This window comes from Endozoicomonas ascidiicola (assembly GCF_001646945.1).
In the GTDB taxonomy this organism is placed as follows: Bacteria; Pseudomonadota; Gammaproteobacteria; order Pseudomonadales; family Endozoicomonadaceae; genus Endozoicomonas; species Endozoicomonas ascidiicola.
This window is the reverse complement of sequence record NZ_LUTV01000003.1, coordinates 85,216-97,923: the sequence shown is the minus strand read 5'-3', so window position 1 is coordinate 97,923 and position 12,708 is coordinate 85,216. Positions and strand designations below refer to the sequence as shown.

At 46.4% G+C, this 12,708-nt stretch carries 11 protein-coding genes and 1 tRNA gene; 8 read left to right on the top strand and 4 right to left on the bottom strand.

Annotation, left to right across the window (positions count from 1 at the left end; all coding sequences use genetic code 11):
* Positions 1-153: 153 nt before the first annotated feature.
* From AKL11_RS07915 to AKL11_RS07905, 3 genes are all read right to left on the bottom strand, one after another.
* Complete coding sequence (locus tag AKL11_RS07915; protein ID WP_157673468.1) at positions 154-717, bottom strand: hypothetical protein; 564 nt, start codon at positions 715-717, stop codon at positions 154-156.
* A 148-nt stretch (positions 718-865) separates the two neighbouring features.
* Entirely contained in the window at positions 866-2,008 is a 1,143-nt protein-coding gene (chrA, locus tag AKL11_RS07910) for a chromate efflux transporter (protein ID WP_067516221.1), read from the bottom strand.
* 165 nt (positions 2,009-2,173) lie between these two features.
* Positions 2,174-3,655 (bottom strand): oligopeptide:H+ symporter, encoded by a 1,482-nt coding sequence (locus tag AKL11_RS07905; RefSeq protein WP_067516219.1) that lies wholly within the window; start codon positions 3,653-3,655, stop codon positions 2,174-2,176.
* 301 nt (positions 3,656-3,956) lie between these two features.
* Here AKL11_RS07905 and AKL11_RS07900 point away from each other — a divergent pair, with 301 nt between their 5' ends.
* The 3 genes from AKL11_RS07900 to AKL11_RS07890 all read left to right on the top strand — a co-directional run bounded on the left by AKL11_RS07900 (position 3,957) and on the right by AKL11_RS07890 (position 8,109).
* Positions 3,957-4,292, top strand: a complete 336-nt coding sequence (locus AKL11_RS07900; RefSeq protein ID WP_067517238.1) for an Mpo1-like protein — start codon at positions 3,957-3,959, stop codon at positions 4,290-4,292.
* Between the two features lie 185 nt (positions 4,293-4,477).
* Positions 4,478-6,283, top strand: coding sequence for an ABC transporter ATP-binding protein (locus AKL11_RS07895; protein ID WP_067516217.1), 1,806 nt, complete (start codon positions 4,478-4,480; stop codon positions 6,281-6,283).
* An 11-nt stretch (positions 6,284-6,294) separates the two neighbouring features.
* Positions 6,295-8,109, top strand: coding sequence for an ABC transporter ATP-binding protein (locus AKL11_RS07890; protein WP_067516215.1), 1,815 nt, complete (start codon positions 6,295-6,297; stop codon positions 8,107-8,109).
* 106 nt (positions 8,110-8,215) lie between these two features.
* On the opposite strand, the gene AKL11_RS07885 is transcribed toward AKL11_RS07890, so the two are convergent.
* Positions 8,216-8,292, bottom strand: a tRNA-Arg gene (locus tag AKL11_RS07885).
* 311 nt (positions 8,293-8,603) lie between these two features.
* Here AKL11_RS07885 and AKL11_RS07880 point away from each other — a divergent pair.
* The 5 genes from AKL11_RS07880 to AKL11_RS26615 all read left to right on the top strand — a co-directional run.
* Positions 8,604-9,128 (top strand): cellulase family glycosylhydrolase, encoded by a 525-nt coding sequence (locus AKL11_RS07880; RefSeq protein ID WP_067516213.1) that lies wholly within the window; start codon positions 8,604-8,606, stop codon positions 9,126-9,128.
* Positions 9,129-9,131: 3 nt separating this feature from the next.
* Positions 9,132-9,425, top strand: coding sequence for a hypothetical protein (locus tag AKL11_RS07875; protein WP_067516212.1), 294 nt, complete (start codon positions 9,132-9,134; stop codon positions 9,423-9,425).
* 102 nt (positions 9,426-9,527) lie between these two features.
* The gene (locus AKL11_RS25080) at positions 9,528-9,683 is read left to right on the top strand and encodes a hypothetical protein (protein WP_157673467.1); all 156 of its coding nucleotides are present in this window, start codon (positions 9,528-9,530) and stop codon (positions 9,681-9,683) included.
* Between the two features lie 1,086 nt (positions 9,684-10,769).
* Complete coding sequence (locus AKL11_RS07860; protein ID WP_067516206.1) at positions 10,770-11,891, top strand: NAD(P)/FAD-dependent oxidoreductase; 1,122 nt, start codon at positions 10,770-10,772, stop codon at positions 11,889-11,891.
* Positions 11,892-12,523: 632 nt separating this feature from the next.
* Positions 12,524-12,708, top strand: a 185-nt coding sequence (locus tag AKL11_RS26615) for a winged helix-turn-helix domain-containing protein (protein WP_172807267.1), incomplete at its 3' end; no start/stop codon positions are given.

Sequence of the window (12,708 nt, the reverse complement as noted above, 5' to 3'; positions counted from 1 at the left end):
TAACTTATCATTATTGTCATAGCACCCAAGATGAACTGGTGAAGAATGTCAAAGCCTTCTGCGTGCAGATTAACCAAAAACCAGTCGAGTTAGCCGACAGACTCCATACCAAGACGTCTCTTGACGAGGAGGAAGAGGTGATCAGAAAACCGGTTAAGCCAAAACCAAAATAAAACCGATGGTTTCAAGTGAGTTTTGGTTTATGTCATCCTTTGACATGTGCTCAACTTTAATACCGGCCGTTGCCAAAAGCGGAGTAATACCATCAATTGAGCTGTTTGATACATTATACCCGGCCTCTTCTGCCGCTTTAGCTGTTACAGCAACAGCCGTCTGCGTCATTGCTGCGCTAAACCCAACCATCCCACCAGTGAATTTCATAACCTCAGGCAGTGCCTTCCCAATGTTTGTGTACATTTCACCCAAAGTGCCAACAGTGGTTGAATAAAAATCGGAAACGAATGCCTTGGATACCTTATACGCAAGTGAGCTTTCCAGCGTATTGTACAAACGATTTATGAAACTAGTGGATACGGTTTCCCGAATCGATCGAGCCGTTAAAGCTGGGGCGGAATGAAATGGAACAGGGTTATCTCTCAACCCTTTTGTGGCGTTACCAGGAACGCTTTTGATTGAAGGATTGCTGCTTTTTTGGCTAATTTCTGTACTGCTTGCGTATTTTTGGGGCTGGATGGCTGCGCCAGGTAATCTATCCATGATCATTACAATCTTATGAGATACAAGATTGTTCGGCAGCCTCTGGTTGTAATTAAGGGTGTTGTGGCGAAGTTCGGTTGCTAAGTATTCACAAAAAACCAGTATCTGGTCATCAGATACTGGTCATACCATGATCATGGATCCGATGTTAGAGCAGTAGGATACCTACACTGATGAACAGCAAGACCAGCCAGAAAACAGAAAGCTTCATGCCTCGTAGCAGGAAGGCGCCAATCAGTACCAATGCCATTTCCAAGCCAGAGTGCACCGCCGAAATAAACACTGGCGAATATAATGCCGACAGCAGAAGTCCGACCACTGACGCATTAATTCCTGCAACGGCTCCCGCTATTTTTGCTCTGCCTGCCAACGCTTGCCAGGCAGGCAAGACGCCAATAACCAACAGAAAACCCGGTAGAAAAATCGCCAATGTGGCAACAATCGCCCCCAGCACAGGTGAAGATTCCGAAACAAAATAGCCAAGATAAGTGGCCAGGGTAAACATCGGCCCAGGTACTGCCTGGGCAGCCGCATAGCCTGTTAGAAAAGTGTCCGTGCTGATCAAACCTTCTGTTGTACTTTGCAACAGTGGTAGTACAACATGGCCTCCACCAAACACCATACTGCCCGCCTGGAAGAAATCACTGATCACTCTCGCCATTGGTGAGAAACTGACAAGGAAAGGCAAACCCACCAGTAAAACCGCAAAGAGAACCAAGGGCCAGATAACAAACCGTGCTTTCTGTTGACTGTCACTGTCACCGGGTAACCAGTAATAGCCAATCATTGCGGCAACAATGAGTATCGCCATTTGAACGACAACGCCAGGGAATAACAAAAGCAGCGCAGCACTGATCACGCAGAGGCCAATGGTCAACTGACTTTTACAAAAAGAGCGGAACATCTGCAACGTAGCATCGGCAACCACAACTACGGCTAATAATTTAAGGCCCGCAATCAGCCCCTGATACCAGTCAGCGCTTAAGAAAAGCTGGCTGCTCATGGCCACCGCAAGAAGAATGGCAAAAGATGGCAAGGTAAAACCAACAAAGGCTGCCAGCCCTCCCAGCAGGCCTGCCCGTTGATAACCAAGAGCGAAACCCACCTGACTGGAACCCGGGCCCGGTAAAAACTGACTGAGGGCAATCAATTGGGAATATTCGACATCCGTCAGCCATTTTTTCTTTTCAACAAAGTTGGTTCGAAAATAGCCAAGGTGAGCTGCTGGCCCACCGAAACTGGTCCAGCCCAGCAGAAAGAATTGCCAGAAGATATTGAGTAGTTTATTCACACACACTGCCCGATAAATTATTTGAGTAGGTAGATGATAAACAGGCGACACTTATTATGCATATCGATTCTTTTAATCCATGTTAATCGATATTGCTGATAGTAAAAAAAGCACAAAAAAACGCCGACCGGAGTCAGCGCATAAATATTGAAATTAACTCAAGGTTCAAGCCATAGCAGGTGTAGCGGCTTCGCCTTCTTTATCACAATCATCAGCAGCGGCCAGCATTCTTCGCACAATCACGGAAGCGACCAAAGCAACAGCCACCATAGCCACAGCAGCCATGGTCAGCATGCCAAAATAGTCACCATACACAGTCTGCACAAATTGCTGGGTCACTTCCTGACCTTTTTCCATAGCGACGGTACCGGAGATAACCGCGCCAACAATACCAGACAGTGCCATGGCAATGTAAAACAGAGAAACCGAGAAACCTTCCATACGCTTTGGTGCCACAGACAGAATAAACGCAACCACCAGCGAGCCAACAATCACTTCACCAAACGCCAGGAAACCGTGAATCACCAGAAATACATTCGGGCTGATCACCACATCCTCACCGATACCTTTTACTGCCATGGTCAACACACCGAAGGCTGCAGCAGCAAGAATGAAGGAAATAGACGTCTTTGTCGCAGTACTCCAGCTGATGCCACGTTTTTCCATGCTAGTGAAAATCGCCGTGATCGCAGGGCCAGCCACAATACACCACAGCGGGTTCAGAGCCATGGATGCTTCCGGTGCCAGAGGAATAAAGCCCAACAGTTCGCCACGCATGGTATTGATAGTCACCATGGTCATAGACGTCATCATCTGGCCATAGTAAACAAAGAAGGCAGTGGTCAGAACACCCATAATCAGGATAGTGCCCATGCGTAACGCTTCTGAGCGGGTTGCCTTGAACATCTGGGCAAAGAAGTACAGAACCGCAGAAGCCGCGATAGCGTAAACCACATACTGACCGGTCTCCATATCGGAAAACATGAAGAACACCATACCCAGCATGGCGATTGTCAGTACAATGAACATGGCCATTTGTTTAAACGGCACTGGGTCTTTATCGATATTCTCGCCAACTTCAACCAGCGGCTTATTGAACACGAACAGCACAACAACGGCCAGTGCAGCCATCACTGCAGACAACGCAAAACCACCAGTAAACCCAATACCCAGTACAAATATTGGATACAGGTATTGACCCAACAGCGCGCCAATATTATTGACGGAATAATTAATTGGATAACAGTTTTCAAAATCTTCCTGAGACTGGAAGGTTCGTTTATAAAGGCTTGGATATGAAGGTGACATCAAGCCACGGGCATAACTGGCAAGCGCAATACCCACCAGAGAAAGCGGCACACTTTTAATGGATGCACCAAACACTAACAGTGCATAGCCCAGCGTGAAGCTGATATAGGAAAACGTCAACGCACGTTTGGAGCCAAGAAACTTATCAACAATAAACCCACCAGCAATGGCAAACAGTGGACCAATAGACGAGAAGGCACCAACAATCATCATGGTGTCTGCTTCGTTGTATTGCAGATCTTCCAGGAAAAAACGAGTCAGGATGACCATAACGCCGTAAAAGGAGAGGCCAAACATCATCTGACAAAACATCATGGATTTATTCAGTCTATTCCACATTTATAGATGGACTCCTTAGTGTTATTGGACATAAATCAATCAGATTGTAATGCCTATATCCTATTGGAATAGTTGGTTTTTTATAGGAGGGAATTCACCTAATAGGAATGATTAAACTGTCAGTTTTTAGTAGTCGCATAAGGACTTGTAAGCACAAACATCTATCCGTCGAACATTAACCGCAGGACACCTGTGAAGACATCTGACACCTGTAGTTAAATTCACAGCCAACATGCTCGCCAACCTGACTGTTAACTTTTATAGTGATCATTCAAATAATAAAAATATCAGGTTCAGTCCCATGTCGAATGCAGTCGAACACCCTAAAAAGACAGAAGGCTTTAACAGTTTCGCCGAGTTTTACCCCTTCTACCTGAGAGAGCACAGCAACCGTATCTGCCGAGGGCTGCATTATGTCGGCAGCACTCTCGGTCTTTGCATTGCAGGTTACGCACTTTTTACTGGTGAATATATTTTCATGTTACCAGCCATCATTTGTGGTTATCTCTTCGCATGGATTGGCCACTTCTTTTTTGAACACAATCGGCCAGCGACGTTTAAACACCCTCTCTACAGCTTTCTGGGTGACTGGGTAATGCTGAAAGATTTTCTGATGGGCCGATTCTGTAGAAAATAACTATCCCAGTCTCTGTGGAACCATTTGCTACCCAATAAGTCTTATTAGATAGCTCAGAACACGCATTTATCTCTCGTCCAGCGAAGGGTGTATTCGGTAATCCCTTCGTTGACCATGAGAATCATTTTCAGTTCAATGGCGTGCTAGTACAAAAGAACCATTTAAAATAGAAAAGGCAGCACCCATTGAAACTACTTTGGAAACTCAGGTTTATCCTGCGGGACTATTGGCAGCAGTATCTGTTAGCATTTATTTGTCTGCAGATTGTCTCCGCCCTGAACCTGTTGCCACCCTGGCTGATTGGTCTTGTCATTGACGGCATAAAAGACAATAGCCTTACAAACCATCAACTGACCCTCTATGTTGCCGGCATTGTGGTGTCCGGCATTGCGGTTTATGGCTTTCGCTATGTTTGGCGTGCCAAGCTGTACGGCGCTTCCATAGAACTGATCCGCCATCAGCGCAGCCGACTGTTTGCCCACTTCACACAACTGTCTCCAGAATTTTATCAACAACACACCACTGGCGATCTGATGGCTCATGCCACCAATGATATGAATGCCGTGGAAGAAAGTGTTGGCGTTGGCATCATGACGCTGATCGATTCTCTCATCGCCGGCTTTACCGTACTGCTTGCCATGGTTTTTCTGGTCAGCGGTAAACTAACACTGCTGTCTATGCTGCCATTTCCTATTCTGGTCTGGCTAACCAAACGCTATGGTGTGGCGCTTTATGCACGCTTTGGAAAAGCTCAGGCTGCCTTTTCTAACCTGAACGAAGAAACTCGGGAATCCATCACCGGTATTCGCGCCGTCAAAGCGCATCAGCTAACCACACGACAGACACAACGTTTTGAACAGCTTTCTGCTGAAGCTGTGGAAGCAAACGCCAGCGTTGCAAAGGTAGACTCTCTCTTTGGCCCCAGCGTCAGCCTCTTTTTTGGCCTTTCTTTTGTACTCGCATTGATGGGTGGCGCGTGGTTAATCAGCCACGATCAATTAACAGTGGGTTTGCTAACCAGCTTTACCCTTTATCTCAGCCAAATGCTTGGCCCGATGTTGCAATTTGGCTGGCAGTTCAGCGTCTTCCAAAGAGGCAGTGCTTCCTGGGGTCGCCTTGAGAAACTCTTATCCCGTAAGCCAAAAATTCAAAATGCGGACGATGCAATAGACGTCTCTGGCGATACAACGCTTTCTATTGATATCCAATCTTTCGGATATGAAAAAGAAGCGGTACTTCAAGACATCGCCTTAGATATCCCGATGGGCACATTCATCGGAATAACTGGCCGCACCGGCAGCGGTAAAAGCTCACTGTTGAGACTGATACTGCGTGAGTTTGATCTCTCGGCAGGCTCTGTCATTAAAATGGGTGGCACCCCTTTGCCACAGCTGACCATAGCCTCATTACGCAAACAACTGGCCTGGGTTCCTCAAGAGCCCATGCTGTTCTCAGGAACCATTACTGACAACATCCGCTTCTCATCCCCTGAAGCCAGTTTTGATCTTGTAGAGAAAGCCGCCAAACTCGCCGCTATCCATGATGAAATCATTGGTTTTAAAGACGGCTACGACACACTACTGGGCGAGCATGGCATCAACCTGTCTGGCGGACAAAAACAGCGCCTGGCACTGGCTCGGGCATTACTGACGGATGCACCTGTGTTATTGCTTGATGACTCCTTCAGTGCATTGGACATGAAAACCGAATCCATCATTTTGAAAAACCTGATGGCTATCAGGAAAGAAGGGAAAGGTAAGAAAACCATTATCCTAGTTACTCAACGTCTACCAGAACTGATTACTGCCGACCATATTCTGGTGTTGGATCAAGGGCGCATTATCGAACAAGGCAACCATGATCAGCTAATGAATGACACTATGGCCGGCGAGCAATGGTATGCAAAGATTTTCAGACAACAGGCCAGAACGCTACTGCAACCGCTGAATATTCAGCCGTCGACCACTAAACACAAACCTGATGTTACCTGAGGATTACTACGTTGTTAGCACAAGATCGCAAGAAAACATCAGGCTACCGCGGACTGTTACAGCTGGTTCAGTACGCCCGACCTTATCAATGGCAGTTTCTGGGCGCCTTTCTGATACTGCTCTTGGCCACCAGCCTGGAGATGCTCTCTCCATGGATCATGAAAATCATTCTGGATGAGCATATTGCCCCGGGTGTGAACGACGATGTTATGGGACTTGCCATGATGGGCTCGGCCTTGCTGGGTACTTATCTTGGTGCGTCTATTCTTCAGTACATACAGAATGTGCAGTTTCAAAACAGTGCGCTGAAGGTAATACACGACATCCGACGAATGGTATTCGCTCACACCCTTAAGCTCCCTATGCGTTATTTTGACAGTGAGCCGACGGGGCGATTGGTGTCTCGCATTACCAATGATTCTGAAGTGTTGCGTCAGATGTTCGTGGGCGTTATTCCTTCTATCCTTCAGGCATTCTTCAGGGTGGTTGGCATTTTTATCGCCATGTCCCTGCTCGATGTTCGACTGATGTTGATGACGGCATCACTGATTCCGGTGCTGCTGCTGTCTATCCATCTCTATCAAAAGATTAGCCACCCTGTGGTGCATGGTGTTAGAAGTCAGTTGGCGAATATCAACACCCGACTCAATGAGTCCCTGAGCGGCATTCGTATTGTGCAGGCCATGGGGCAAGAAGCCTGGTTACAAAACCAGTTTGATAAAGACAATAAAGAGTGGAGCGATCTTAAACGTAAGAACATCAATATTGATAGCGTACTGCTGATGCCACTCACCAACTTGCTGGGCGGTATTGCCCTTGCCGTGGTGGTGGGCTGGTTTGGTTATCAGTCCGGTTTCTCTGTGGTTGAAATCGGAACGTTGTACGCTTTTATCAACTACCTGAATCGCTTCTTTGAACCTTTCAAACAGATCACCATGCAAATGAGCAGTCTCCAACAATCTCTGGTGGCGTCTGAAAGATTGTTTCAGGTATTGAATGAAGAGACAGACTCTAACCAGCACCAACCTTCTGAGGCCGTGAAAATCAACAACGGCAAGCTGGAATTCAAAAACGTATCATTGTCGTATGATTCAAAAAATCAGGCGCTGGATGATGTCAGCTTTACTGTTGATCCCGGGCAGTTTATTGCCATTGTTGGCCATAGCGGCAGCGGTAAAAGCTCGGTGATTAATTTGCTGATGCGCTTTTATCAGCATCAGCAAGGTGAGATTCTGATTGATAACCAACCTCTGACCAACCTCTCGGAAGAAGAGTTGCGTCAGGGGCTCGGTCTGGTATTTCAGGAGCCCTATATTTTCAGCGGCACCATGGCTGAGAATATCAGCCTGAACCATCAGCAGATCACTCATGATGATGTATTGGTAGCAGCCAGAAAGGTTCATGCTGACCGATTTATCAGTAACCTGAGTGATGGCTACGAACACAAACCAGGCCCTGGCGGTAAAGCCCTCTCTACTGGAGAAAGGCAGCTTCTGTCGTTCGCAAGAACCATTGCACAGAACCCAAAAATACTGCTACTGGATGAAGCCACCGCCAACATTGATGGTGAAACTGAACATCATATTAAAGAAGCGCTGATTACTTTGCGGGAAAACAGAACGACGATTGCTGTCGCCCATCGCCTTTCAACTATTCAGGATGCTGATCAGATTCTGGTGATGGATAAGGGTCAAATCGTGCAGCGCGGAACCCACGAAGCGCTGCTTGGACAGGATGGACAGTACCGAAATCTGTATCTGGCACAGCAGGCGGAAGATCAGCTGGGCACTCACCTTGAGGAAGACCCTCTTCCAATCGTGGCCTGAACGCTGTTACTAAGGACTAAGGGAGCTTTGATAGCTCCCTTTTTTACGTACAAAAAAATACAGGCACAAAAAAAGCCCAACTTTCATAAGATGGGCTTTTCGTATATGGCGCACTCGGAAGGATTCGAACCTTCGACCGCTCGGTTCGTAGCCGAGTACTCTATCCAGCTGAGCTACGAGTGCGTAATCCGTTGAAAACACTCAACTAAGTGCTTAATCGGAGAAGGAATAATACTCCTATTTTCTACCGTGTCAACATTCCAGAGTATTGACCGGGTTTTGGCCGGGTATTGGCGTATCGGCTTATGATTTTCTGCGTATGCACAACATTCAACAGACCCCGCAGAGTAGTTGGTTACTTTCCACACGACAGCCAATTTATCCCCTACACTCTACTGACTTGGAGTCAGAAGAATCGTGCATGTTACTGCTTTTCAAACCTACTCCCAAGCCTCCCAGCAATTTATTCCCCTCATCATTGAAAGGAGACCGCTATGGCTCACCTCTTCAAACGGACTCTTCTATCTTCTGCTCTATGCCTCTACGGAGCAACGACGTACAGTCACCCATCCTCCACGACCCCACACCAGCTCCTTGAAAAGAATGCAGCCACCACCCAATTGTCTGTTCGCTCGAAAACCTATCAGAACCAAGAAGATAAAGTGTTTGTTGATGGCTTTGGCAGAGAAATCAGCCTGCGCGGCTTTAACGTCTCAGGCAAAGTAAAACACGCAGAGTTTGGCTTTCAGCCCTTCGCTAATACCTCCGATGCCAAAACCAGTTTTAACAAACTAGTCAATAACACTGGCGTTAATATGGTGCGCTATACCGTTGCCTGGGAAGGTATTCATACGGCACCGGAAACCATTGATTATGGTTATCTGGATAACGCCATTGCGTATATGAAAGAAGCCATTCACAACGGACTATATGTACTGGTGGATTATCATTCCGACCTTTTCAGTCGCCACACCTTTACCTCAGAATCAAAAGATACCGGTAACGGCGCTCCTGAGTGAGCAGTGAGCGCCATCAATGGTAAAGACGACTGCGGCTTCCCATGCTTGCTGACCTGGTCTGCACATAAACAGTCGGACAGCTCAGTGCGTAATGCCATGAAATCGTTCTGGTATGACCACTGGGCGATGAATACAGATTTAGAGCGAGCAGAGTTATTCCTCCCTGCCAATAATAAATGCGCAGAAACGGAACATGGCAACACCGGGGATTCAACGGAAATAAAGGAAACGGGAATAAAGGAAACGGAAATAAAGGAAGAAATAAACGAAATAAAGAACACCCTTAAATTTGACTAACCGGTCAGTTAGTCTACTTTTTGATCATCAATAATTTTAACGATCAGGAACAGAAGTCATGACGACTGCCCGGAAGCCTACAAAACCTTTGCTGAAGGTGGCTTGGGTGGCAACCCGGCCTACGGCGGCATGGGCATGCCAAAAGTACTGGCAGCCCAGTTTGATGAAATGGCCTGCAGTGCCAGCCTTGCCTTTATTCTCTACCCAAGTTTGTACAGGTTCTTACCGAGATTGATTTCAAAGTCAGATACTGACTGATTATCAAGTCCGCCACTCCCCTTGTTCCCCTTGTTCGCTTTCACTCTCAGCCACGCTTGATAAACAAGCTGTTTAGAAATTGTGAACGGTTTTGTTTCAGACATCAGACTCATTCCGTCTTCTAAAGAAAACTGTAAACGACGGTTGATCTGTTGCTTCAACCGGATAAGCCAGTCCTTTCGCTCCACCTCCATTACAGAGGTCTCATCACTACACCGTACTGGTCCTCCTCTGTGCTTTGTATTGATACTCACAGCCTCCACAGTTCAGCTGCTTGGCTGGCTCCCTTAACACCAAAGCGACAGACTCCCACGTTCCGCAAAAGAGCCTGAAATCAGTTCATGCCACCTATACCCCGCTCTCTTCGAAAAAGAGCATTCAGGCAGTAACCGGATTGCCCCTGAACTTATCACGAGGCAGGCACACCCCTCGTTTTTGATGTCATCGGAACCCATTTCGAGGCGTCATCAGTGGTTTACTTGCGTTCATCTCCTGATTTCATACCTGACGCAGTCTTGCTGCGCCTTTTCCGTAACGCTCACCACACCGGCTCTTTACCGGCGCAGCTTACGGTGGTTTGGTAGCTACTTCCAGAAGCCGCCACCGGAGGGCCTACCTCCATCTCAATTGCAGTTACGAGCAGACCGACTCTGCTCTCGTGTCACACTATACCCTTTGGGTATTGAGCTGTACCTCTCTAGATCTGCAGTAAATCAATTTTCTTTCCGACCACACCATTTACTATCAGCCTGGATTCTTTAGCAAGCCGTTATAGCCATTTATGGTTCAGGTGAACTAGGTTAGGCATGGTTGCCAAAATAGTAACTGCTCAAAATTCACAGGTAGAATTTACAAAATATCCGCTAGAGCCCAGTGAATGCGTTGAGGAAAACACTAAAAGTAATATTTCACATGTGAAAAATGAGCAGTTACCCAAAATAAGTATTCTGTTTGTGGCTGTCCTTTTTTTTCCTCTTTTTTTCTCCTTTTTTTTCGTCATTCTGGTCAGAAAAAATCTCGATAGGAATAACTCATGATGAAAGTGTTACACTATAACACCATTGTAATCTGAGTCGAGATCCGAGTTTGAAAGATGTAAAAGTGGCTATTGTCGGCGCCGGCCCTGCGGGCCTGGGTTGTGCTGTTCTACTAAAACAAATGGGTATCGCCACCGATGATATGGTGGTCTGCGAATCCAACAAGATTGGCAGCAGCTTTACTGCCTGGCCAAAAGAGATGCGTATGATTACGCCCTCTTTTCCCAGCAACGGGTATCATCAGACTGACCTAAATGCGATTACACCGGATACATCACCGGCGTTCAGCCTTGGCAAAGAGCACCCCAGCGGAAAGGAGTACGCACACTATCTGCGCAGTGTTGCAGAGCATTATGATGTGTCGGTGCTGGAGAGCACCAAAGTCACTGAGGTGAAACAACAGAATAAAGACTGTTTTCTGCTGCAGATTGAATCTGGGGAAATCATAAAAACCCGGTATTTAATCTGGGCAGGTGGCGAGTTTTCATCCCCCCGCCTGAATACCTTCCGGGGAAGTGATCTCTGCCTTCACAATAGTCAGGTTAAATCCTGGGATGACTGCGAGGCAGAAGACTACGTGGTGATTGGCTCCTACGAAAGTGGGGTCGATGCAGCGTTCAATCTGGCCTCCCGAGGTAAGTATGTTACTTTATTGAATACCGGCCACGACAAACAGGAAACTTACGACCCTAGCCGTGTATTAAGCCCTTATACTGCAGAACGACTGTCTGCCATGGCGAATACGAACCTGGTTGAACTTCAGCAGGGCTTTCAAGTTGATGAAGTCCGGGTAGCAGAAAACGTCTATGAGTTATTATCAACCACCGGCGATAAGTTGACCTGTTCGGGAAAACCGATTAATTGTACTGGCTTTGACGCCCATCTCGGAGCGGTTTCAGGTCTTTTTGACAGGACAGAAAATGGCTTTCCCGTGGTCAATCAATTTGATGAATCGACCCTATACCCTAAACTCTTTTTGTCCGGCCCAAAGCTGGTTCATGGCGATATTCTGCTGTGTTTTATTTATAAGTTTCGAGGGCGGTTCATAGCACCATGCAGCGTTATTGCTGCTGATTTGGGGCTAGATATATCCATTTTAAATGACTACGAGCAAGCCGGAATGATGCTGAGTAATTTTTCCTGTTGCGAAACCCAGCAATGCTACTGCTGAAGAGCCATATAATTGATAGAATCGCATAATTCAACTCGAAAAAACATGGGTTAAATTGTAGCTGACCTTTAAAGAAATGTACTGAATTTACGTTTCAGATTTTTTATTTCAGCCTATTTATACTGCACACATCAGCCATATTTTGTATCGTCTTCTACAACACCGTGTTTGAAAAAATAAAGAAAAAATAAAGGACACCCTTAAATTTGACTAACCGATCAAGCAGTTACCCAAAATAAGTAAACCAAAACTCATTTGAAACATACGGTTCTAAATGAGCAGATAAATTGATCCAAAGCATGAAACGAAAAACGATTCAAGACGTATAATTACAGATCATTTTTTGCCATAACTATTCGATTCATGCTTAAAGTCCTACACGATAAATGGAATCAATCCCCAGAATGCCTCTATCAATCTGGATTATCAGAACCTCACCATAGGACGCGCGAACGCTTTATGGCCCTTTATCAAGTCTGTTGTGAGCAATCCGCTTCACAGGTGGCCTTCAGCACCAAACGCGCAACACACACCTTGTGGAAATGGATCAAAGCTTATAATGAATTCGGCCCAAAAGCTCTCCAGTATAAGCGTACAGGCGGGCACCCCCCTTTTGTCTAACCGTTACCTCAATCATCACTCAAGCCATCCACCGTTCGGCTGAAGCCGCTGCAAATGCTGAAAAGTCGTCACTCCYTCGCTGGACTCTTAAAAGGTTAGTAAACTGGTGCAAGGTGAAATGGAACTTTACTTGCTCCCGGGAAACTATTCGCCGTGTTTTGAAAAGGAATAATATCTCCTGGAAAAAGGCGAAGAA

Bases quoted from the DNA above. Each gene is read 5' to 3' on its own strand.
- AKL11_RS07880 (WP_067516213.1), top strand. From the start codon at position 8,604: ATGGCTCACCTCTTCAAACGGACTCTTCTATCTTCTGCTCTATGCCTC.
- AKL11_RS07905 (WP_067516219.1), bottom strand. From the start codon at position 3,655: ATGTGGAATAGACTGAATAAATCCATGATGTTTTGTCAGATGATGTTT.
- AKL11_RS07915 (WP_157673468.1), bottom strand. From the start codon at position 717: ATGGATAGATTACCTGGCGCAGCCATCCAGCCCCAAAAATACGCAAGC.
- AKL11_RS07900 (WP_067517238.1), top strand. From the start codon at position 3,957: ATGTCGAATGCAGTCGAACACCCTAAAAAGACAGAAGGCTTTAACAGT.